Here is a 23,034-nt window from a genome sequence, read left to right on the forward strand (position 1 = left end):
ATCGTCTGATTCGCGGGCAAGCTTCGCGCCAGCGGAATCGATGTTAATCAAATGGTTCCAGGTGTTTTTCTGCTGCTATCGGGACGGCTGAGAATCACCATTTGCGGCCCCATCTGGCGGGCATATTGCTCCAGCGTATGGCTGGCGATGCTGACTACTTGCTCAGTCAACTCCAGACCCACTCCGGCGCGCCAGCAGGCGATGATGTCCAGCGCCTGAGGTCGGGCGACGTTCTCGAGAATGAACAACTTGCCATCGGCCAGCTCTTTGCTGACCAGTGCGGTTGGTAACGCGCCAATACCAAAGCCATCGCAAACCAACTGGGTCATGGCGGCGACAGAGTTGACGCAACTGATGCGCGGGCTTTCGACACCGCCCGCATGCAGCAGATTGAGAATGTCCTGATGCGGACGGGAGTTACGCGAATACGTGATGATGCGTTCCCCTGCCAGCTCCTCAATGGACGCATAGCTGCGCTCATAGATCGACCCGGCCGGGACAATCCACTCAATCGGCAGTACCGCCAAATGCTGGTTGCGCACCGAGTCACTGCGCACCATATCGGTCTGCACGATCAGATCGAGATAACCCTTCTGCAACTGGTCGCACAGGTTGAGCGATGTATCGACCGTGAGTTCGATTTCAACCGCGGGATAGCACTCCATCAAGGTTGATACAAATGGGCTCAACCACGTATGGATCACGGTGTCCATGACGCCCAGGCGCATACATCCCTTGAGGTCGCTGGTGGCGCTGATGGATTGCTGAAGCGCGTGCAGGGTATCGATCATTTGCTCGGCATAATCAAGTACCCGCTCCCCCTCAGGCGTCAGCGATACCCGTTTGGAGTCGCGAAGAAACAGCTTTGCGCCGAGCTCCTCCTCCAAAGCGGCAATGCGGTTGGATATGGAGGCTTGAGTGGTGAACATTTTTTCGGCGGTCAGGCGAAAGCTTTTCAGCCTGGCGACCCATACAAATGTTTCCAGAAACTTCATGTTCATGCACAACTGCCCGTACAAAAATAGTTGATCAACTCACGCAGAGGGCGTCAGCAAGCAGGTTGCATACGCAAGTAACACGCCAGAGTGTTCGACATCTCATAGGAGGCACCCTGATCGGAACGCCGAGTGCATTGGCGTCCCACGGGATTTGCAGGTTCTAAAACGATGGGGCCGATGGCGACTAGAGGGTACGCACGATGGCTCGGCGGAAGTCATCGATGTGATGATGGATAGCCTTGATAGCGGCCTCGCTGTCGCGATTTTCCATTGCAGTGAGGATCTGCAAATGCTCGTCATAGATGCGTTCACTGTGGTGCATTTCAGACAACGTCAGAAACCAGAAACGCGCCTGTTTTTCATGCAGCGTGCGTAGCAGTTCAGCCAATACCCGATTGCGCGCCGCAGCGGAAATAGCCAGGTGAAACTGCAAGTCGACTTCCATCAGCCCCTTCACGTCCCGCCGCTCCAGCAACGGTTGAGTGCGGCCGATGATTTCACGCATGCGTACGAAGTCTTCCTCCTGAGCGCGCTCTACCGCCAGCTTCACGCACAACTCCTCGTTGGTTCGACGCACCTCGATCATGTCGAGGATGTCGTTGAGCGAAATGGGCGTCACCATCACGCCCTTGCGCGGCAGGATCGTCACCATGCCTTCCATTTCCAGGCGGTGCAGCGCTTGATGCACAGGTGTTCGCCCAAGCCCCAGCAACTGCGTCAGTTGCGCCTCGTTAATGGCTTCGCCTGGGCGCAGGTGACAGGAAATGATCCGTTGCTTGATCTGCAGGTACGCCAGTTCGCGCAGGCTGGCTCCGCCTTTCACGGCGGTTTTCTCCGCCGGATCGGCGCTGGGCAGGTCAGTTGAATCGAGCAATACGAAAATCCTCAATGGCGTTGCTGATATATCACTGTATTTCATCTCATCCAGATTGTCGCTTCCACTGCCTCTCAAACCGGTAACAGAAACGCGCCATTAGCATGCACAGCCTGCGCAAAAGTGGTGCGTTTTGGTAACACGGTCCGTTTTTGGCCTGATCCCCATACAACAGATAAAGTCCATAACCAACTGATAAATAGAGTTATTAATCCTCTAGACAAGTGGCTGGCATACCAATTGCGTATTGATAATCCTGTGATATATCAGTGTAACTTCAGATCGCACTGGTGTTCTTTCCATCTTTAACGAGGGCAACACCTTGACTCAGCTTAATCTTCAGGTCGCCAACCACGGCGAAGTCACCGTAGACATCGATCACTTGATCATCGCGGGCTGGGCTGGCCGTAACAGCGAGGCTGTGGAGCACCATATTGCGGAACTGGAAGCCCTCGGCGTTCGCCGCCCCACGCAAATCCCGTGCTTCTATCGCGTAGCTGCCAGCTTGCTTAACCCGTCCGAAACTATCCAGGTTCCGGGCAAAGACTCTTCAGGGGAAACCGAATTCGTGCTGATCCCTAGCAGCGTGGGCCTGCTGGTCGGCCTGGGCTCGGACCACACCGACCGCAAGGTTGAAGCGTTCGATGTGACGGTTTCCAAGCAAATGTGCGACAAGCCGATTGCCGCAACGGCCTGGCGTTTCGATGAGGTGCAGGGTCATTGGGATCAACTGATCATGCGCACCTGGCGTACACGTGACGGTGCTCGCACGCTTTACCAGGAAGGCCCGGTCACCAGCCTGCTGGCACCCGACACCTTGCTGAGCAAACTCAACGACACGGCGAGCCTGGCGCAAGGCACTGCGATGTTCTGCGGCACACAACCGGTGATCGGTGAGTTGGGTTATGGCGAAGCGTTCGAAATGGAGTTGTTTGACCCTGTACTTGATCGCAGCCTGCGCCACGTCTACAGCGTCGAACCGTTGCCTGTCGCGGAGTAATGCAGATGAAGCCAATCAGAGAACTGGCTGAGGACCTTGCCAAGGGCGTTACTACCAGCGAGGCCTTGGTCAGCGCGGCTCTGGAGCGAATCAATGCGCACCGCGCCCAGGGCGGCAGCGCTTACCTGTCAGTGGATGCTGAAAGCGCGCTGCAAACGGCGCGAGCCAGTGATATGGCTCGCGCTGCGGGCTATGTGCCCTCCCCGCTGGCCGGTCTGCCGGTTTCGATCAAAGACCTGTTCGATGTGAACGGGCAGGTCACCGCGGCGGGCTCCAAAGTACTTGCCGATGCGCCCCCGGCGGTCAGCGATGCGCCTGTCGTCCAGCGCCTGAGAGCAGCCGGGGCTATCCTGCTGGGTCGCACCAACATGAGCGAGTTTGCGTTTTCCGGCCTTGGTCTGAACCCGCATTTTGGCTCTCCCATCAGCCCGGTCGCCGCTGGGCGTATAGCTGGCGGATCCAGTTCCGGTGCCGCAGTCAGCGTGGCTGAAGGCATGGCGGTAGCCGGGCTCGGTACTGACACGGGTGGGTCACTGCGAATCCCCGCAGCGTTCTGCTCGCTGGTGGGCTTCAAGCCCAGCGCCAGTCGTGTCTCTACCCAAGGGGCATTTCCTCTTGCCACAAGCCTGGACTCGATTGGCGCGCTTACCGCCACTGTCGACGACAGCATTCTGCTGGACAGCGTTCTGTCAGGCGACACACTCGATACCCGTGCGGCTTCGCTACAAGGCCTGCGTCTGGCCGTCACTCGTGATTTTGTCATGGACAATGTCGACGCCACGGTGGCCGCCGCCTTCGAGCGCAGCTTGCAACGCCTGAGTGACGCAGGGGCAGCGATTCGCTGGTTTGACTTCCCCGAGTTGCACGACCTGCCGAAGATCAATGCCGCAGGTGGCCTGACGGCCGCCGAGGCGTGGTACTTGCATCAGGGGTGGCTCAGCGGGGATCGTGCTGCCGATTACGACCCGCGCGTCGCACAGCGCATTCGTCGGGGTGAAGCCTTGAGTGCTGCCGATTACCTGCATTTGCTCACGCAACGGCAGGCGATGATTGCGCTGGCGGGCGAGCGTTTGGCAGATGCCGATGCCTGGCTCATGCCGAGTGTTGCTGTCGTACCACCGGAACTGGCTCCGCTGGAGCAAGACGATGCGCACTTCTTCGCCACCAACGGCCTGGTGTTGCGCAACACCAGCGTGATCAATTTCCTCGACGGCTGTGCGATCGGTCTGCCCTGCCATGTACCCGGCGAACTGCCGGTGGGTTTGTCCATTGCGGGTCTGAATGGTCAGGACGCCCGGGTGCTGCAAATCGCCCGCAGTGTCGAAGCCCTGCTGCGTACCCCGTAACCCTGAGCGTGATTGTCGTTGCGCTCGTGGCCTTTGCCGCGAGCGAACCGGTATGGCGGCCCTCTTCAGGCTGCCATCTCTTGATCGATGGAGATGCAACATGAACCACAATCCCGCCCTGAATAGCAGCGCTGCTGACGTCGCGCCCGATCAGGCCGCAACCGCCGCGACCTACCGCAAGATTGCCTGGCGCCTGCTGCCGTTTCTGGTTTTCCTGTTCGTACTGGCCTGGATCGACCGGGTCAATGTCGGCTTTGCCAAACTGGCGATGCTTGATGACCTGGGTTTTAGCGAGGCCGTTTATGGACTCGGAGCCGGTATCTTTTTCATCGGTTACTTCCTGTTCGAAGTACCCAGCAACCTGCTGCTGGAAAAAATCGGTGCGCGCCGCACTCTGGCCCGGATCACCATCCTCTGGGGCCTGACGTCGATGGCGATGGCCTACGTCTCCAGCCCGATGTCGTTCTACATCCTGCGCTTCCTGCTCGGGGTATTCGAAGCGGGCTTCTTTCCTGGCGTGGTGCTGTACCTCACCTACTGGTTTCCGGCAGCGCAACGGGCACGCATCAACGGCATGTTCATGACCTCGTTCGCCATTGCCGGTGTGGTTGGCGGCCCGATTGCCGGCTTCATCATGAGTCGCATGGTCGGTGTCGGGAGTCTGGCGAACTGGCAATGGTTGTTCATCCTCGAAGGCATCCCTTCGGTGCTGGCCGGTTTTGCCGTACTGCGCTATTTGCCGGAAAAACCGGTCAACGCCAAATGGTTGAGCCCTGCTGAACAGCAGATGGTCAGCGCGGTGATTGCCCGCGAAGATGCGGAGCCGGAAAAGCACAGTGACCTGAAAGCACTGGTTCGCAACCCCAAGGTCTGGCTGTGTACGCTGGTGTATTTCTGCATTGTCTCGGGTAACGCGACCATTGCGTTCTGGACGCCTTCGGTTATCAAGTCACTGGGTGTCAATGACACCATGAGCATTGGTTTGCTGGCAGCGATCCCTTTTATAGTCGGCACTCTGGCCATGCTTTGGAACGGCCACCATTCCGATAAAACCGCCGAGCGTCGCATCCACTGCGCAATGGCAGCATTGCTCGCAGGCTTGGGCCTCATCGCGACGGGCCTGTGCCTGGGCAACGCAACCATGGCCTTGATCGCACTGACCATTGCAGCAGCCGGGATTCTGGCGGCGTTCCCGGTCTTCTGGTCAATCCCCGGTGCGTTCCTGGCGGGTACCGCGGCAGCGGGCGGTATTGCGCTGATCAATTGCATCGGCAACCTGGCTGGATTCATCGCGCCTTACATGATTGGCTGGCTGCGTACCTTGACCGGCAGCCTTGCGGCTGGCCTGTACTTCGTAGCGGCTTTGGAGATTCTTGCAGCAGTATTGGTGTTCTGCCTGTTCAAGGATGTGAAAGTCAGCCGTACGAAATGAGCTGTGGGAGCCGGGCTTGCCCGCGATGCATGAGACGCAACCAGAAGCCATTCCGCATTATCGTTTATCCTAGGAATGCCGCCCGGACCAAGCCCGGCGCCCACAGGGTTGAGTTGATCCGTTGCGCGTAACTGCCCACAAAAAAAGCCCCCAAACCATCCGGTTGGGGGCTTTCTCTTTACTGATCCCGCTATAACCTATTTCTCCAACGGCTTGCCCGCTGTTTCCCTGGCGCAGATCAGCGGAGCTAAGCCGCCGCGGATTGACCTGTGGGAGCCGGGCTTGCCCGCGATGCATGAGACGCAACCGGAAGCCATTGCGCGTTATCGTTTATCGTCGGAATACCGCCCAAACCAAGCCCGGTTCCCACAGGGTTGAGTTGATCTGTTGCGCGGAACTGCCCACAAAAAAGCCCCCAAACCATTCGGTCGGGGGCTTTCTCTTTACTGATCTAGCTATAACCTATTTTTCCAACGGCTTGCCCGCTGTTTCCCTGGCGCAGATCAGTGCGATCAACGTGATGCCCAACGCTGCACACACGTACAGCGAAACGGCCAGTGTCGAGTTATAAGACTTGTACAGGCTGGCAATGATCAGCGGCGCGAAGCCGCCGCCGATGATACCGGCCAGTGTGTAGGCCAGCGACGAGCCGGCATAACGTACCCGCGTCGGGAATTGCTCGGTGACGAAGGCCGCTTGCGGACCGTACATCGCAGCGTGAATCACCAGGCCCACGACCACTGCGACACAGATCGACAGTGGCTGAGCCGTATCCATAAGCTTGAAGAACACAAACGCCCAGGCCATCGCACACAACGCGCCACCGATGTATACCGGTCTGCGGCCGATCTTGTCCGAGAGAATGCCGAACAGCGGCACGCAGATCGCGTTCAACCCGGCACCGATCATCGTCGCAGTGAGCGCCAGAGGTCGCGGCAAGTGCAAAACCGTCGTCACGTACGTCAGCGTGAACACCACGACCAGCGCATAAAGAACATCCGAGCCCACACGTGCGCCACCGGCCAGCAGCAGTCGACGCCAGTGGTTGCTGAAGACTTCTTTGATCGGTGTTTTTGCGGTTGCGTTGTGGGCTTCGATTTCCTTGAAAACCGGCGTCTCTTCCACTCCGCGGCGTAACCAGAGACCGAAGATCACCAGCGCAACGCTGGACAGGAACGGGATGCGCCAGCCCCATGACTGGAAGTCTTCCGGGCTCAGCCCCCATGAAACCAGCGCAATAAAGCCGGTGCCGAGCAAGGTGCCACACGACGGACCGACTTGTGTGAATGAAGCGTTGCGACCCCGTTGGTGCTGCGCACCGTGTTCCATGGAAAGCAATACAGCCCCCGCCCATTCACCACCAATGGCAGCGCCTTGGACGAAGCGCAACGCGACCAGCAAGATCGGACTCCAGATCCCCCACGCCGCATAAGTAGGCAGCAGGCCCATCAGCCCTGTGGCCACACCCATCAGTACCAGCGTAGTGACCAGCACAAAACGACGACCGAGCTTGTCGCCCAGATGGCCAAAGACGATGCCACCCAAAGGCCGGGAGATGTAGCCAACGGCATAGGTCGAGAACGCGAGAATGGTGCCGGTCAGCGGGTCGAACGACGGGAAGAAAATCGCATTGAAGACCAACGCCGCCATCAGGTTATAGACCGTGAAGTCATACCACTCCAGCGTCGTACCAATGGTACTGGCAGCCGCCAGGCGACTCATTTTTTTGCCCGAGGCGACCGGTGCCGAGGAGCCAGGCGTGGAGTCGGACAGCGCCTGCGTGTTTTGCGTCGTACTCATCATATTCTCCATTGATCAACAATGAAGAAATGATCTGTCGGCACGTTAATGCCTGACAAACGGGTTTTTTACACGGCAACGATCAGTTTTTCTTGTGGAAAACACGCTGCGCACCAATCAAGTGCCGTGAATGAACCACGCTGGCGCAATCTGCGCAAATGCTGGGGAAAATAAGGCTTATTGTGACTGGATCTTGATGCGCACAAGGTCCAGAAAACAATCCAGAACTGCCGTGGGATTGCTGTCGGACCACGCCATTGCGATCCCGCTTGAGAGCTGGCTCGCTTCATCCCTGAGCTGACGATAGACAACCCCGTGCCGCGTGACATTTTTGAGTGACGCCGAGACAAACGCCATGCCCTGCCCCTCAGCAATCAAGCCCAGCAATATGTGATGGTCGTCGGGTTCAGGGACCGTACGAGGCCTGAAGTTATGACGCTCAAAGATTGCCTGGCAATGGTCATAAAATCCCGGGTTCAGCCGCCGCTCGAATCGGAATATCGCCTCGTTGTTCAGGTCAGCAAAGCCTAGCTTGCGCTTACGCGTGAGGGGGTGACTGGCCGGCAGAGCGATCAGTAACGGCTCCTCCAGGAGCGTTTCGACCTTCAGCCCTTTGGCCTCGGTATGCAAGCCGATAAAAGCCACATCCATCGTGCCGTTCTTGATGTCCCGCACGAGGCTGATCGAGTGCTTACCGGTAGTCTTGATCATCAAACCCGGATGGCGCAGCCGTAAGAGCCCCGACACATCGGGAATTACGCTGCGATCAAACACCGTCGTGTATCCCACGCGGAACTGACCGCACTCCTCCTCGCGCGTTGCCTGTGCAATTGCTACGGCCTTGGCCGCTTGTGCCAGTGTTCGCTTGACCTCAGGCAAAAATGCCAGGCCCGCCGCGGTAAGCGTTACCCCGGTTTTCGTCCGCAAAAACAGTTCGACGCCAAGTTGATTTTCCAACTGACGGATTTGCCTGCTCAGTGGCGGCTGGGAAATGTGCAAGCGCGTTGCTGCGCGCCCAAAGTTGAGTTCCTCGCTGAGTGCAAGGAAGTAACGGAACTGTCGCAGATCAATGGCTTCGTTCATACCGAAAAGGTATCACCCAAAAGGTATTGGATCAAAGCTCAACGGCAGTCCTAAGGTGGGTTACACACCTAAGTGGAGCAGGGATTTATGGAAAACGAACGGTATGCCAGAGGCCTGGCAAAGCTCAGAGAGATTGATGGCCAAGCGGGCGAAAACGTTATTGAAAGCCTGAAAGACATCGCACCTGATTTCGCACGGTTACTCATAGAGTTCCCGTTTGGCGATATCTATTCAAGACCGGGTCTGGACCTCAAAAGCAGAGAGCTCGCAGTCGTCGCGGCGCTCACCGCAATGGGCAACGCCGCACCGCAACTCAAGGTGCATATCCACGGTGCGCTCAATGTTGGGTGTAAGGAGCAGGAGATTATCGAAGTCATTATGCAGATGGCTGTATATGCCGGCTTCCCTGCAGCGCTGAACGGGTTGTTTGCTGCCAGGGAAGTGTTTTCACAACACGACCGCGGCGGATCGCCTCGCGCATAGAACCTGTAGGAGCTCACGAGTACCGCGAGGCAGCGATAGCGGTGTATCAGACAGGACGCCATCGCTGCCTCGCGGTACTCGTGAGCTCCTACAGATCCTGGCTTGTTTGGCGAAAGCGCGGTGTCATGGACTCCAGGGCAGCACCTACAGGGCTGGGTTCAACTTGAGAGGATCGGTGCAGCGTCGGACTCAGCCTTGGCCGGCAACACCGGCTCGGTTTCACCATCGAGCGCCTTGTGCATCTTGACGGTATCCAGCGCCCCCACCCATTTGGCGATGGCCATGGTGCCGACGCCATTACCGATGGTGTTGGTGATCGCCCGCGCTTCGGACATGAAGCGGTCGACGCCCAACAGCAAGACCATCCCCGCCACCGGAATGGTGCCTAAAGAGGAAAGCGTTGCGGCAAGGATGATGAAGCCCGAACCGGTCACGCCGGCCGAACCTTTGGAGGTGAACATCAGCACCGCCAGCACGATCAACTGGTCGGTCAGCGTCAGCGGTGTGTTCGTCGCCTGGGCGATGAAGATGGCCGCAATGGTGTAGTAGATCGCCTGTCCATCCGGGTTGAAAGTCAGACTGGACGGAATGATCATGCCAGCCACGGGTTTCGAGACCCCGGCTTTTTCCATCTTGGAGATCATCTGTGGCAGCACTGACTCCGACGAGCTGGTGCCCAACACAGTGAACAGCTCCTCCTTGATGAACTTGAGGAATTTCCACAGGCTGAAACCGCTGTAGCGACAGATAGGCCCGAGGACAAAGATCACGAAGACAATGCAGGTCAGGTAAACGCAGGCCATTAATTTGCCCAACGAAAACAGCGAACCGAAGCCGTATTTGCCGATGGTAAACGCAATAGCGCCAAACGCACCGATCGGGGCAAGACGCATGACCATGTTGACGATGCGGAACATGCCCTGCATCAGGCTATCCAGCATGTCGACAAAGGGTTTGCCCCTGGGGCCGACATGAGCCAGTGCCACGCCTAGCAGGATTGAAAACAGCAGGATCTGCAGGACGTTGCCTTTCGCGAACGCGTCGACGATGGTGTCGGGGATGATGTTCATGAAGAAATCCATGAACGTCGTATGCTTGGCCGCCGTGGTGTAGTTGGCCAGACTGGAGGCATCCAGTGTCGCCACATCGATGTTCATGCCTGCGCCGGGCTTGAACACGTCTACCACTACGAGGCCGACGACCAGCGCCAGCGTGGAAACCACTTCGAAATAGATGAGTGCGCGAAAGCCGACGCGCCCCAGCTCTTTCATGTTTTCCATCTTGGCAATGCCCGTCACCACGGTGAGGAAGATCACCGGGGCCAGGAGCATTTTGATCAGTTTGATGAACGCGTCGCCCAACGGTTTGAGCGCGGTTCCGGTCTCGGGAACCAGTACGCCCACCAGCGCGCCGAGGATGACGGCGATGAGCACTTGCACGTATAGCTTGCCAAATATTCTTTTCATGACAGGGCCCTGATTTTTATTGTTGTCAGGAAATGCCGAGAAGTCAGCTCCAGTGAACTGCCCCTCGGCGTTGTGCCGCAGTACTACTTTGAATCAGCGGTTGATCAGCGCGATCACCGCGTCGGTGATCTGCCGGGTGGTGGCGTTGCCACCCAGATCCGGGGTATGCAAACCGCTCTCGGTCACGGCTTCGATGGCCGACATCAACTGCCTGGCCGCATCGGCTTCACCCAAGTGCTCGAGCATCATCGCGGCAGTCCAGAACGTGGCGATCGGATTGGCAACCCCTTTGCCGGTGATGTCGAAGGCAGAGCCGTGAATAGGTTCGAACATCGAAGGGAATTTGCGCGATGGGTTGAGGTTGGCGGTGGGTGCAATCCCCAGGCTGCCCGACAAGGCAGCCGCGAGGTCGGAGAGAATGTCAGCGTGCAGGTTGGTGGCAACGATCACGTCCAGTGTTGAAGGTTTGAGCACCATTCGCGTGGTCACTGCGTCGACCAGTTCCTTGTCGATTTTGACGTCCGGGAAGTCCTTGGCAACTTCGTAGAAGATCTCGTCCCACAACACCATGCCGTGGCGCTGGGCGTTGGACTTGGTGACCATGGTCAAGTGTTTACGTGGCCGACTTTGCGCCAGTTCGAACGCAAAGCGGTGAATGCGTTCGACCCCGGCACGAGTGAATACCGAAACCTCAGTGGCGACTTCTTCCGGCAAGCCCCGGTGTACACGGCCGCCGTTGCCGGAGTATTCACCTTCGGAGTTTTCACGAACCACGACCCAGTCGATCTGGTCCCCGTTATGCAGCGGGCTTTTCACCCCTGGCAATACACGCGCCGGGCGCACATTGGCGTACTGATCGAAACCCTGGCAAATCGGCAGACGCAAACCCCAGAGAGAAATGTGGTCCGGCACATTGAGGGCGCCCACCGCGCCGAAGAAAATCGCATCGAAGGTCTTCAGCTCTTCAAGGCCGCCTTGCGGAATGTAGTAACCGTTTTTCAGGTAGTTGTCCGAGTTCCAGTCGAAGTGTTTGAAATTCAGCTCAAAACCGGATTTTTTAGACAGGGCTTGCAGCACTTCAACGCCAGCGGCGATGACTTCGACACCGATGCCATCACCTGGAACCGCAGCAATTTTGTATGCGCTCATCGTTAACTCCACTCTCGTCATTTTCTTGTTGTTCCCGTCGAACCGGGCTGTCCAAACGGGGTGTGGTCGGAGTATATGTAGTGAATCAAGAGGCGTGAGTTACTCCAAATCACTACATAAATAACTTTGAGTTACGAATGAGCCAGACGCTGGATTTGTCCTTTTTCTATCTGTTGGCCAATAAAGGCAGCCTCGCGGCGACTGCGCGCGAGCTTGGCGTCACCCCGCCAGCCGTGAGTAAACGCCTGACCGCGCTAGAGGCGCGGCTGGGCATTCGCCTGGTTAATCGCACCACGCGTTCGATGAGCCTGACGTCCGAAGGCGAGCTGTATTTCTCCCATGCGGCGCGGATCCTCACCCAGATTGATGATCTCGAACAATTGATGAGCAGTAGCCGTGCGACGCCCAAAGGGCTGATTCGGGTGAACGCGTCGCTGGGGTTCGGTCGCCGTCATGTGGGCCCTGCCCTTGCGGCGTTCTTCGCGCACTATCCAGAAGTCGAAATCCAGCTGGAGATCAGTGACCATCCCCTGGACCTGGCGGCGCATGGTTTCGATTTGGGTATTCGTTTCGGAACACTGCCGGACGCCGCCTTTCATGCGCGAAAGATTGCCTCCAACCGTCGTTTGCTCTGCGCGTCACCGCTGTATCTGGAGAAATACGGCACACCGCAGAAACTCAGTGAGCTGCAGCACCACAACTGCATTTTTATTCGCCAGAACGAATCACCTTACGGTGTCTGGAGCTTCACCAACGGTGGTCGCACAGACAACGTCAAAGTGCATGGCGCACTGGGCTGCAACGATGGTGAGGTCGCCCTGAACTGGGCGCTGGAGGGTTTCGGCATTTTGCTCAGAGCTGAATGGGACATCGCCCGCTATGTGCGCAGTGGCCGATTGCGTCTGGTGCTGGAGGACCAGACGCCGACCCGTGCTGACGTGTACGCGGTTTACCCGCAGCAATTGCATTTGTCAGCACGGGTGCGCAGCCTGATCGACTTTCTGATCGAGCGTTTCAAGCACATCGATAACGTCGAGGAGAATTAGCCTGCGGTGCGTCCCAGTTGCCAGACCCGGGCAACATCCCTTGCCCGCGCCTGCAATAAACGCGGTGCGTCCTGACAGGCTTCCGCCAGGGTCATCGGACCGGAAACCACCGAAAACGCGGCGGCAATGCCGTGCTGATACAGCGTTTCATAGCCTTCGCCCAAGGTGCCCGCGAGTATCACCACCGGCACGCCATGCTTCTGGGCGACGCGGGCCACGCCCATGGGGGTTTTGCCTCTCAGGGTCTGGAAGTCGCAACAGCCCTCCCCGCTGATCACCAGGTCAGCGTCCCGGACTTTTTCCGCAAGGCCGACCAGCTCAGCCACCACTTCAACCCCCGGTCGAAACCCTGCCCTCAGGAATGCTTTCGCGGCAAACCCCATGCCGCCGGCGGCACCCGCGCCGGGTTCGTCTCGCACATCGCGTTCGAGCACGGCAGCGCAACAATCGGCGTAGCGCGCCAGTGCGTGATCCAGCGATTGTATTTGCTCAGGGCTAGCGCCCTTTTGGCGGCCAAAGGTGAAGGAAGCCCCTTGTGGCCCGCACAGCGGGTTATCGACATCGGCGGCGATTTCAAAGCTGACGGACTGCAAACGTGGATCCATACCACTCAGGTCGATACGCGCAAGATCGGCCAGCGCGAGACCTCCGGGAGCCAACGGTTTTTCTTGCGCATCATAAAACCGCACCCCCAATGCAGTGAGCATGCCCGCACCGCCGTCGTTGGTTGCGCTGCCGCCGATGGTCAATACTACTTTCTCAGCACCTGCATCAAGGGCTTCAACAATCAATTGGCCGGTCCCGACAGTAGACGTGATGCAGGCGTTGCGCTGCGCTACCGCAACCAGTTGCAGGCCGCTGGCTTCAGCCATTTCGATGATTGCAGTGCGCGACTCGGGCAACCAACCCCATTGGGCAGTAACGTCAGTGCCCAGTGGGCCGGTGACAATGTGCTGACGTCGTTCACCGTCGAGCACTGCCAGGATCGCATCCACGGTGCCCTCACCACCGTCGGCCATGGGGCATTGGACCAGTTCTGCGCAAGGGAAAACTTCGGCCAGTCCCAGCGCAATAGCTTGAGCGACATCGGCAGCACTCAGGCTGTCTTTAAACGAATCGGGTGCTATGACGATCTTCATTGACGCTCTCCGGCGATCTATTTGTTGTGCCTTCAGGCTGACACCTTACCCATTGGGTGCGCTTTAGTCCTTTGCACAATATTAAAGTTATTAAATTGTTCTCCCGCACAATTAATCGGTTTCAGGCAGCAATTGCACGCCGAGGTATAACGCAATCAAGTCATCCAGCCGGTCCAGATCCAGCCCGGTGATTTCGGCGATCCGGTCCATCCGGTACCGCAGACTGTTGCGGTGCACACCCAACGCCGCGGCGCACTGCTGAACTTGCCCACTGTGTTCACACCAGCTGCGCAGAGTCTGCAGCAATTGACCATTGCTGTCCTTGACCCGCACCTTCTCGATAATCGCCAGCAATTCCTCCGTCGCGCCCTCGTCGCGATGTGCCCATAACATCACCGGCAGGCGATAACGCGTCAGCGATAAAACGCTCTCGTGCGTCTTCACCGCCAGACCGTAAGCGGCCAACGTCTTCACGCGGGCACAGACGTTGCGCAGTTGCGCGATGTTATGTGCAGGCACCCCAAAGGCCAGACGCTCTATCGCCCAGCCCTGCGCCTGCATTTTTTGTAGAAGTTTGTCAGGGTCGAACACCGCTGTTGAGGGATAGCACCACAGCAGGGTTTTGTCAGAAAAGCTCAGGCACCAACTGTCTGGCGTTCGTCCGTGCAGCCATTCACACACCGCTGCCATCGTTTGATCCGAGGTGAGTTCAATCCAGACCGGGGTGCGCGAGAGCTGAGGCTTCAGACCCAGACGCTGCGCTTCATCAAGGAGCCTGGCCGGGTCGCCGCTTTCACTCAGCAACAATGACAGCAGTTCATCAATGCGCAGTTTGCGCCACTGACGCTCGTCCTCTCGTTGACGCTGCGCGACGAGCATTTCAGCGGTCATGCGCAGCAACTGCGCGTAAGTCTCCAGCGCTTGCGGATCACCGGTCAGGCCCAGTACACCAATCAAGCGCCCGTCATGCATCAGCGGCACGTTGATGCCCGGCTGCACACCCTTGAGGCTCGACGCAGCTTGCGCGTCGATGAGCACCACTCGCTGAGTGGCCAGAACCTGCTGGGCACCCTCATGACGGGTGTTGATGCGCCCGGCTTCGCCGCTACCGAGGATCAGGCCCTGGCTGTCCATCACGTTCACGTTGCAGGGCAGGATGGCCATCGCGCGGTCGACAATTTCCTGTGCCAGCGCGTAGTCCAGTTCAAACATGCTCTTGTCCTTGAAATGCACGGGCCGGATGAATCCCGCTGACCATCATGAAGGGCCGGTCACCGTTTTTACAAGTCAGCTCTGCGACACCCAACAGATAGAACGAGAAATACAAATTGGTCGGTCCAATTCAACATTATTAAATATTGGTCTTGCCAATAAAATTCCCGGCGTGTAGTTTTTCAGGCGTGATCATCCGAGCGGGCACCTGCCCGACTACAACAAAAAGAGATCAACAGAAAGAGATCCTCCTGATGTGTAGATATCCCGCCTGCAGCGCGCTCGGTGCCCTTCCCCTCACCAAGGAGCATCAGCATGCTGACCGTCATCTGTAACGAACCCGGCTCGTTAACCGCTATCGAACGCGATAAGCCGCTCAGAAAAGCCGGAGAAGTCCTGATCCGCGTCAAGCGCGTGGGTGTCTGCGGCACCGACCTGCATATCTTCACCGGCAATCAGCCTTACCTCGAATACCCACGAGTCATGGGCCATGAGTTCTCCGGGGTCGTCGAAGACGCCGACAGCACCAGCGAGCTTGCTGCTGGCGACGTGGTTTACGTGATGCCTTACCTTTCATGCGGGACATGCATCGCTTGCCGCCAAGGCAAAACCAACTGTTGCACCCGAATCCAGGTGCTGGGGGTTCACTGCGACGGGGCGTTCACCGAATACCTGAGTATCCCCCAGGCATTCGTCCACAAAGCGGCGGGTGTTTCTCTTGATCAAGCCGCGATGATCGAATTTCTCTCGATCGGAGCGCACGCGGTGCGCCGCTCAAATGTGCAGGCGGACAAGCGCGTGCTGGTGGTCGGCACCGGTCCGATTGGCATGGCCGCGGCGATCTTCGCCAGTCTTCGAGGCGCGAAGGTCACGGTACTGGATACCCGTGAAGACCGTCTGGCCTTTTGTAGCCAATACCTGAACATTCAAGCAGCGGTGCAAATCGGCGAAGGCGACAAGCAGGCTTTGGCTGACCTCACAGAAGGTGATTTTTTCGACGTGGTATTCGACGCCACCGGCAATGCCCGGGCCATGGAACGCGGCTTCGAGTTCATCGCGCACGGCGGCACCTATGTCATGATTTCAGTGGTTCGGGACTCCATCACCTTCTCCGACCCTGAGTTTCACAAGCGTGAAGCCACCTTGATGGGCAGCCGTAACGCCACCAAAGAAGACTTCCACTATGTGGAGGAATGCTTGCGCAACGGCCTGATCCCGGATGCAGCGCTGAACACCCATCGGCTGACGCTCAAGGATGTTGCCGAATCGTTCACCACACTGCTCGACCCGAAACAGGGCGTCGTCAAAGCCATCATCGAGTGCTGAAAAAACGCATTTAGAGGACGCACCATGAACCAGCCCTCCTTGCTCGTTTTATCACCCGGGGATGATGTCGCTGTCGCCCGAGGTGACATCGCCGAAGGCCGGCAGCTCAGCGCCGACGGCATTGAGCTGATCGCCAGGCAGTCGATTCCGTCCGGCCACAAGATTGCCCTGAGAGGCGTATCGGCCGGACAACGAGTACTCAAGTATGGCCAGCCCATCGGCCAGGCAACGCAGAACATCGAGCCCGGTGATTATGTACACGTTCATAATCTGGACATGCCGACCGTTAACTCGGAACACAGCGTGCAGAACGTCTATTCGCCGACTGCGTTGAGCCACGAGCCAGCCACGTTCGAAGGTTACCTGCGCGATGATGGGCGGGTCGGTACCCGCAATTACATCGGTATCATTTCCAGCGTGAATTGCTCCGCGACTGTCTGCAAACACATTGCCCAGGCGTTCACTGCCGAACGTCTGAAGGACTTTCCGAATGTCGATGGGGTGGTTGCCATCACCCATGGCAGCGGTTGCGGCATGGGCGCCAAAGGTGAAGGCATCGACATCCTCAAGCGGACGTTGAGCGGCTACGCGAATCACGCCAACTTCGCCGGTGTGCTGTTGATCGGCCTGGGGTGTGAGGTCAACCAGCTGACCCCGTTGCTGGATGAACTTGACGACCGCGCAGCCCTCTTAAAGGCCAGTCTGATCATCCAGGATGCGGGCGGCACACGTGAAACCGTGCAGCGCGGCATCGCCCATATAGAGGCGATGTTACCAATCATTAATAAATTCCAGCGTACAACCGTAGCGGCCAGCCACCTGTGCGTTGGTCTGCAATGCGGCGGATCGGACGGTTATTCAGGCATCACCGCCAATCCGGCACTGGGTGCAGCCGTGGACCTGTTGGTGCAGCAAGGCGGTACGGCAATACTTTCGGAAACCCCGGAAATCTATGGCGCTGAACACTTGCTCACGGCCCGCGCCGCCTCCCCGGAAATCGCAGCGCAATTGATGGAACGGATTCACTGGTGGGAAGCCTATGTGCGCCACAACGACGGTGACATGAACAACAATCCCTCGCCCGGCAACAAGGCCGGGGGCATCACCACCATTCTGGAAAAATCCCTGGGTGCCGTGGCCAAAGCAGGTGCTACCGGCTTGATGGGGGTTTACCAGTACGCTGAAACCATTGAAGCCCGTGGGCTGGTGTTCATGGACACGCCTGGCTACGACCCGGTTTCTGCGACAGGTCAGGTGGCAGGCGGTGCGAACCTCATTTGCTTCACCACCGGCCGGGGTTCGACTTATGGCTGCAAGCCCACACCCTCGCTGAAGATTGCTACTAATACGGGGCTGTTCCAACGCATGGAGCTGGACATGGATTTCAATGCCGGGGGGATTGTCGACGGGGTTGAGTCCGTGGCCGAGTCAGGTCAACGGTTGTTCCAGTTGATGCTTGATACCGCCTCCGGACGGCAAACCTGCAGTGAAGAAAATGGCTTGGGGGATAACGAGTTTTTGCCATGGCAGATCGGCGCGGTGATGTGATGACGGCTTGAATTCAGAGAATATGGACGCTTTCACCAGCGGCGGGGCAATCGGTCGCTATGGTAGCCTTCGCCAACTTTCCGAGGGACGCCGTCGCCATGGTTTCACCGATCAACGCCGCTGAGCGAAAGCCGTATCAGAAAATCGCCGATCAATTGCGCAATTACATTGCGCAGGCGGACTTCAAAACCGGTGCAAGGCTTCCCCCTGAACGTGACCTGACGCGGCTGTTGGGTGTGTCGCGACCTTCGCTGCGCGAGGCGTTGATTGCACTGGAGATCGAAGGCGCCGTCGAAATCAAGATGGGCTCAGGTGTTTATGTGCGCGCCACTCCCAAGGATGGCAGCAGCAAACCTGTGACCTTGGGCGAGAGCCCCTCGGAGCTGATGCAGGCCCGGGCGTTGATCGAAGGCGAAAGCGTGGTTCTGGCCTGTTTGCATGGCAAGAAAAGTGACTACCGCTATTTGCAGGACCGCATCGACGCCATGCGCGCAAGCATTGCCAATGGCCTGCCGCCGCTGGAGGACGACCGCAAGTTTCATCATCGTCTGGCCAAAATGAGCGGCAATTCGGCGCTGGTGCGAATTATCACTGCGCTCTTTGATGAAAGACACAACCCAATTTCGGCTCACTTGAGCAAGCATTCTGAGAATGCGTCGACCTGGGAAGCGGCGGTCATTGAGCATGAGGCGATTCTGCGTGCGGTTGCCAGCAAGGACGTACTCGGCGCCCAAACCTCGATGCGCCAGCATTTAAGTCGCTCGGAAGGACGCTGGCTGCAAGCGCTGGAGCCGGAGGATTGGGGGCGTTAGGGTTGGCTTGATGTCTATGGCGCCTGCATCGCGGGCAAGCCCGGCTCCCACATGAGATCACATTCCCCTGTGGGAGCTGGGCTTGCCCAAGAACCAGTCGACAGCGGTATGGCAGAAGAACCGCTTAATCGTTCTTCGCGGGCAAGCCTCGCTCCAACAGGGGAACACGGTCTCACATGGGAGCCGGGCTTGGTCTGGGCTGCACTCGAGCGATATATGTGTAGCGCCTGCATCGCGGGCAAGCCCGGCTCCCACATGAGATCACATTCCCCCTGTGGGAGCTGGGCTTGCCCGCGATGCAGGCGCTAAGGTCTTTCAGCCCAACTGCTCCCGCACCGCCAGTTCCACCCCGCGAATCTCTGCCAGACCTTTTAACCGACCAATCAGCGAGTAACCAGGATTGCTCTTGCGATGCTGATCGTCGAGCAATTGATGACCATGGTCCGGACGCAATGGCAGGCGTGGGCCGCCTTCGCGTTCGCGTCTGCGCTCCTCGGTGACCAGTTCGCGGATAACGCCGACCATATCAACGTCGCCGCCCAGGTGATGGGCTTCGTGGAAGCTGCGCGGGTCGGCCTCGCGGCGGGTTGAGCGTAAATGCGTGAAGTAGATATATGGCGCAAAGTGCTTTGCCATGGCCACAAGATCGTTGTCCTCGCGCACACCGTAAGAGCCGGTGCAGAACGTCAGACCATTGGCTTGGCTAGGCGCGGCGTCCAGCAACCATTGGACATCGGCGGCGGTAGACAGGATGCGTGGCAGCCCCAGCAGCGCACGAGGTGGGTCGTCCGGGTGAATCGCCATCCGCACGCCAACTTCTTCCGCTACCGGTATCAATGCACGCAGAAAGTACCCCAGATGCTCACGCAACCGGGCTTCGTCGATGTCCGCGTAAGTACGCAGCAAGGCCCGAAAATCTTCCAGAGTGTAATGCTCCTCGGCGCCCGGTAAACCTGCAATCAGCGTATTGACCAACGCCTGGCGCTGGCTTTCGGTCAGCCCTTCAAAATAGGTTTTGGCCTGCTGAATATCCTCGGCGCTGTACTCGGCTTCTGCCCCCGGACGCTTGAGGATGAACAGGTCGAAGGCGGCAAACGCGGTCTGGTCGAAACGCAGTGCCCACCCACCGTCTGCCAGTTCCCAGGCCAGGTCGGTACGTGTCCAGTCCAGTACCGGCATGAAGTTGTAGCAGACGATATCGATGCCGCAACTGGCCAAGTTACGCACGCTTTGCTGGTAGTTGGCGATGTACTCATCACGTCGGCCACAGCCGCGCTTGATGTCTTCATGTACCGGGATGCTTTCCACCACTGACCAGGTCAAGCCAGTGTCTTCAATCATTTTTTTGCGCGCCGCGATGGCCTTTACTGGCCACACTTCGCCGTTGGGGATTTCATGCAGTGCGGTGACGATGCCGGTCGCGCCGGTTTGCCGGACATCCGCCAGGGAGATCGGGTCTTTGGGGCCAAACCAGCGCCATGTCTGTTCCATGTGCTTCTCCTTTCTTGTTAGTGGTGTGCAGCGAAGCGTTGCAGCGCGCTGCTGATACCTTCGCCAACCAGCGAGCTGTAAGCCTGTTGCACGGCGTCACGAAACGCCGGGCGATTGGCCAACGCCGCCGGGAAAACTTCATCCAGCTCGAGAAATGCGTCTACCAGAGCTGCACCTTCGAAACGCCCCGCCAGATCGGCAAAGGTGGCGTTCAACGGATCGTCGATAACCTGCTCAGTCGGCTGCGTGCAGTAACGAATCCAGGCCGCGACGCCCAGCGCCGTGCAGGCAATGTCGCGTCCCTCATCAAGCAACTCCTGTGCGCCGAGCAGCCAGCGTTGCGGCAGCTTCTGCGAACCGTCCATGGCAATCTGGCGCAGACGATGTTGCAGGCTGTCATTGGCAAAGCGCGCTTTCAAATCACGGGCATAGAGGGAAAGATCGATGCCCGCAGGCATGTCCAGCGTGGGGGCCGCTTCCTGAGCCATGTAATGTTCGATCAGGCTCGCGAGTTGTGGGTCATTGACCGCCTCGAACACCAACTCATGACCCGCCAGCACGCCCACGTAAGCCAATAACGAATGGCTGCCGTTGAGCATCCGCAGCTTCATCGTTTCGAAGGGCTGCACATCCTCAACCATCTGCACGCCTTCGACTTCCCAGTCAGGGCGACCCAGCGGAAAGTTGTCCTCGATTACCCACTGGCTGAAGCTTTCACAGACCACGGCCGCAGGGTCATGGTAGTCCAGTTGTTGCTCCAGACGGCTGAACGACTCTGCGGTCATGGCCGGGACAATGCGATCGACCATGCAACTTGGAAACGCTACGTGCTGATCGACCCACTGCGCCAGGTCTTGATCCTGTTCTGCCGCCAGGCCGCGCACCGCTTGCCGGGTACGCTGGCCGTTGTCAGGCATGTTGTCGCAACACAGAACAGTGAACGCCGGGATGTCAGCTGCCCGACGACGGCGCAAAGCTTCGAGGACGATGCCGGGCGCCGAACGCGGCGTGTGCGGATGAGCGATGTCATGGGCAATCGTCGGGTCTTCAACGCGCAATTGTCCGGTTGACGGGCTCAGGCAATAGCCTTTTTCAGTGACAGTGAGCGTGACAATCCGCGTTTGCGGCGCGGCCATGCGCTGCAACAGCACTTCCAGCTCATCACCGCCCTCGCCCGCATACAGCGCCTGTCGCACCACCGCAATTTCCCGCAGCGTCACGTGCTCACGGTCGCGGTACTCGGCAACGTGGTAGCGGCCATCCTGTTCGCGCAATAGATCAACCACGGCGCGATTGGAGCGCAGGTTGGCGCTGCATAATCCCCAACTGCTCTGGCCATGACGGTTGAGATTGCGTTGCAGGTAGACCGCCTGATGGGCGCGATGAAACGCCCCAAGGCCCAGATGCACGATACCGATCTCCGAGGCAGGGTCGGCAGCAGGCACACGGTTCACAATTGGCATCGAATCGCTCCTTATGTTCTTGGATGGCTCAAGGCCGAATCATGCTGCGGCTGCGGGATCTGTGCAGCCGCTTCACCCGTGTCTGCAGCGCTCAGCGGTTTTACGTAACGCGCTACGCATACGGCGCCGATTACGGTCAACAGCCCTGCCAACAGGAAGGCACTGGTGAACGAGCCGGTGAACTGCACCAGAAAACCGGTCAGGGTCGGGCCGATGATGCCCGAGGTGTTCGCCAGAAAGTGCATGAAACCACTGACCCCGCCCACTCGTGCGGCAGGCACGGTGTCCTGAATGATCGCCCAGTAAATGGCGCCGGTCAGGTAGAGGAAGAACACGGCCAGCGCGACAAGAATGACCGCTGGATAAAGTGTCTTGACCACACCGGCTACCGCAATACAGGCCGCGCAGGCCAGCAGGCACGTGACCAGCACCACTTTGCGGGAGAACATCATCCGCCCGGTCTTCTTGAACACAAAATCCGAGATGAAACCACCGAGGGCCAGACCGAGGAAACCCAGCAGCCACGGAATGACGGTGGCGATGCTCATGTCCTTGACGTTCAAGCCATGGGCCATGGTCAGGTAGCTGGGGAACCAGGTCAGGAAGAAGAACAGCGTGTAGTTATAGGAAAAGAACGCCAGCGAGGTGAACAGCACGGTGGGTTGCTTGAGGTAATAACGCAGCGGATGCACCGGCAACGAAGCCACTTCGCTCGTGCCTTCGGCGCGCTGGATCTCTTCGGCAACCTTGCCTTCCGGTTTGTCCTTGACGAACTTGTACCAGACTGCCGCCCAAACCAGGCCCACGATCATGATGATAATGAACGACACTTTCCAGCCGTAGCTGATGGCAATAAAGCCCACTACCGGCCCGGAAATCGCCCCGCCCAGCGGCGTACCTGACATCGATGAACCCAGCGCCCGCGCGCGTTGTTTGGGCGTGTACCAGTTATTGACCATCTTGCTCGTGGTCACGCTCAACGGCCCTTCACCCATACCGAACAGGATGCGGATCAGCACCAGCGAGGCGAAACCTACGGTCAGCACAGTCAGGCCGCTGAACAGCGACCACAGGACCATCGCCAGCAGCAGCGTGGTTTTTGCGCCGTAGCGATCAGCCGCCCAGCCACCGATGAAGTTGAACGCCGCATAGCCGACAAAAAAACTGCTGAAGATCATGCCCATTTCACCCGTCGTCAGACCGTAGTCCTTCTGGATGAAAGGGGCAGCAACGGACAATGCCGAGCGATCCAGGTAGTTAATGACGCCTGCCAGGAACAGCATGATGATGATTAATGTACGACCTTGACCAAACATTGGAACCTCCCGCTTTTTATGTTTATTCGGTGAGGGTGCCCAAAGGGGCA

At 58.2% G+C, this 23,034-nt stretch carries 19 protein-coding genes; 8 read left to right on the forward strand and 11 right to left on the reverse strand.

Going from position 1 to position 23,034, the window contains the following annotated elements:
• Positions 1 to 47 precede the first annotated feature (47 nt).
• Together ABRP31_RS14775 and ABRP31_RS14780 are read right to left on the reverse strand one after the other, a co-directional pair.
• Positions 48 to 1,001: a LysR family transcriptional regulator gene (locus tag ABRP31_RS14775; RefSeq protein WP_349970159.1), complete on the reverse strand. Its 954-nt coding sequence runs from the start codon at positions 999 to 1,001 to the stop codon at positions 48 to 50.
• Between the two features lie 181 nt (positions 1,002 to 1,182).
• Complete coding sequence (locus ABRP31_RS14780; RefSeq protein ID WP_349970160.1) at positions 1,183 to 1,872, reverse strand: GntR family transcriptional regulator; 690 nt, start codon at positions 1,870 to 1,872, stop codon at positions 1,183 to 1,185.
• A 322-nt stretch (positions 1,873 to 2,194) separates the two neighbouring features.
• Here ABRP31_RS14780 and ABRP31_RS14785 point away from each other — a divergent pair, with 322 nt between their 5' ends.
• From ABRP31_RS14785 to ABRP31_RS14795, 3 genes are all read left to right on the forward strand, one after another.
• On the forward strand, positions 2,195 to 2,872 hold the full coding sequence (locus ABRP31_RS14785) for a DUF2848 domain-containing protein (RefSeq protein WP_349970161.1): 678 nt from the start codon (positions 2,195 to 2,197) through the stop codon (positions 2,870 to 2,872).
• A 5-nt stretch (positions 2,873 to 2,877) separates the two neighbouring features.
• Entirely contained in the window at positions 2,878 to 4,218 is a 1,341-nt protein-coding gene (locus ABRP31_RS14790; RefSeq protein WP_349970162.1) for an amidase, read from the forward strand.
• A 100-nt stretch (positions 4,219 to 4,318) separates the two neighbouring features.
• Positions 4,319 to 5,650 carry an MFS transporter gene (locus ABRP31_RS14795; protein ID WP_087264271.1) on the forward strand — a complete coding sequence of 444 codons (1,332 nt, stop codon included), beginning with the start codon at positions 4,319 to 4,321 and terminating at the stop codon, positions 5,648 to 5,650.
• A gap of 462 nt (positions 5,651 to 6,112) precedes the next feature.
• Here the strand turns inward: ABRP31_RS14795 and ABRP31_RS14800 are convergent, their stop codons facing one another.
• A complete protein-coding gene (locus tag ABRP31_RS14800) occupies positions 6,113 to 7,450 on the reverse strand; it encodes an MFS transporter (protein WP_087264269.1) in 1,338 nt (445 codons plus the stop codon).
• A gap of 177 nt (positions 7,451 to 7,627) precedes the next feature.
• Positions 7,628 to 8,533 (reverse strand): LysR family transcriptional regulator, encoded by a 906-nt coding sequence (locus ABRP31_RS14805; RefSeq protein WP_349970163.1) that lies wholly within the window; start codon positions 8,531 to 8,533, stop codon positions 7,628 to 7,630.
• Positions 8,534 to 8,620: 87 nt separating this feature from the next.
• Here ABRP31_RS14805 and ABRP31_RS14810 point away from each other — a divergent pair, with 87 nt between their 5' ends.
• Positions 8,621 to 9,016, forward strand: a complete 396-nt coding sequence (locus ABRP31_RS14810; protein ID WP_349970164.1) for a carboxymuconolactone decarboxylase family protein — start codon at positions 8,621 to 8,623, stop codon at positions 9,014 to 9,016.
• A gap of 158 nt (positions 9,017 to 9,174) precedes the next feature.
• Here the strand turns inward: ABRP31_RS14810 and ABRP31_RS14815 are convergent, their stop codons facing one another.
• Positions 9,175 to 10,482, reverse strand: coding sequence for a dicarboxylate/amino acid:cation symporter (locus ABRP31_RS14815; RefSeq protein WP_087264265.1), 1,308 nt, complete (start codon positions 10,480 to 10,482; stop codon positions 9,175 to 9,177).
• A gap of 93 nt (positions 10,483 to 10,575) precedes the next feature.
• Positions 10,576 to 11,631 carry a tartrate dehydrogenase gene (locus ABRP31_RS14820; RefSeq protein ID WP_349972914.1) on the reverse strand — a complete coding sequence of 352 codons (1,056 nt, stop codon included), beginning with the start codon at positions 11,629 to 11,631 and terminating at the stop codon, positions 10,576 to 10,578.
• Positions 11,632 to 11,768: 137 nt separating this feature from the next.
• Here ABRP31_RS14820 and ABRP31_RS14825 point away from each other — a divergent pair, with 137 nt between their 5' ends.
• Complete coding sequence (locus tag ABRP31_RS14825; protein WP_087264262.1) at positions 11,769 to 12,677, forward strand: LysR family transcriptional regulator; 909 nt, start codon at positions 11,769 to 11,771, stop codon at positions 12,675 to 12,677.
• Here the strand turns inward: ABRP31_RS14825 and ABRP31_RS14830 are convergent.
• Positions 12,674 to 13,816, reverse strand: a complete 1,143-nt coding sequence (locus tag ABRP31_RS14830; RefSeq protein ID WP_349972913.1) for a glycerate kinase — start codon at positions 13,814 to 13,816, stop codon at positions 12,674 to 12,676. The genes ABRP31_RS14825 and ABRP31_RS14830 overlap by 4 nt on opposite strands.
• 111 nt (positions 13,817 to 13,927) lie before the next feature.
• Positions 13,928 to 15,028, reverse strand: coding sequence for a sugar diacid recognition domain-containing protein (locus ABRP31_RS14835; RefSeq protein WP_349972912.1), 1,101 nt, complete (start codon positions 15,026 to 15,028; stop codon positions 13,928 to 13,930).
• A gap of 315 nt (positions 15,029 to 15,343) precedes the next feature.
• On the opposite strand from ABRP31_RS14835, the gene ABRP31_RS14840 reads away from it, so the two are divergent.
• From ABRP31_RS14840 to ABRP31_RS14850, 3 genes are all read left to right on the forward strand, one after another.
• A complete protein-coding gene (locus ABRP31_RS14840) occupies positions 15,344 to 16,354 on the forward strand; it encodes a zinc-binding alcohol dehydrogenase family protein (RefSeq protein WP_349972911.1) in 1,011 nt (336 codons plus the stop codon).
• 24 nt (positions 16,355 to 16,378) lie between these two features.
• Positions 16,379 to 17,902 carry an altronate dehydratase family protein gene (locus ABRP31_RS14845; RefSeq protein WP_349972908.1) on the forward strand — a complete coding sequence of 508 codons (1,524 nt, stop codon included), beginning with the start codon at positions 16,379 to 16,381 and terminating at the stop codon, positions 17,900 to 17,902.
• Between the two features lie 98 nt (positions 17,903 to 18,000).
• The gene (locus ABRP31_RS14850) at positions 18,001 to 18,714 is read left to right on the forward strand and encodes a FadR/GntR family transcriptional regulator (RefSeq protein WP_349972906.1); all 714 of its coding nucleotides are present in this window, start codon (positions 18,001 to 18,003) and stop codon (positions 18,712 to 18,714) included.
• Positions 18,715 to 19,029: 315 nt separating this feature from the next.
• Here the strand turns inward: ABRP31_RS14850 and uxuA are convergent, their stop codons facing one another.
• The 3 genes from uxuA to ABRP31_RS14865 are packed head-to-tail and all read right to left on the reverse strand — an operon-like array spanning position 19,030 to position 22,984.
• Positions 19,030 to 20,205, reverse strand: coding sequence for a mannonate dehydratase (gene uxuA, locus ABRP31_RS14855; RefSeq protein WP_349972904.1), 1,176 nt, complete (start codon positions 20,203 to 20,205; stop codon positions 19,030 to 19,032).
• A 17-nt stretch (positions 20,206 to 20,222) separates the two neighbouring features.
• Entirely contained in the window at positions 20,223 to 21,668 is a 1,446-nt protein-coding gene (locus tag ABRP31_RS14860) for a mannitol dehydrogenase family protein (protein ID WP_349972901.1), read from the reverse strand.
• A gap of 11 nt (positions 21,669 to 21,679) precedes the next feature.
• Positions 21,680 to 22,984 (reverse strand): MFS transporter, encoded by a 1,305-nt coding sequence (locus tag ABRP31_RS14865; protein ID WP_087264248.1) that lies wholly within the window; start codon positions 22,982 to 22,984, stop codon positions 21,680 to 21,682.
• Positions 22,985 to 23,034: the final 50 nt, after the last annotated feature.

Origin of the sequence: Pseudomonas caspiana, assembly GCF_040224095.2 — a bacterium.
Classification (GTDB): domain Bacteria; phylum Pseudomonadota; class Gammaproteobacteria; order Pseudomonadales; family Pseudomonadaceae; genus Aquipseudomonas; species Aquipseudomonas caspiana.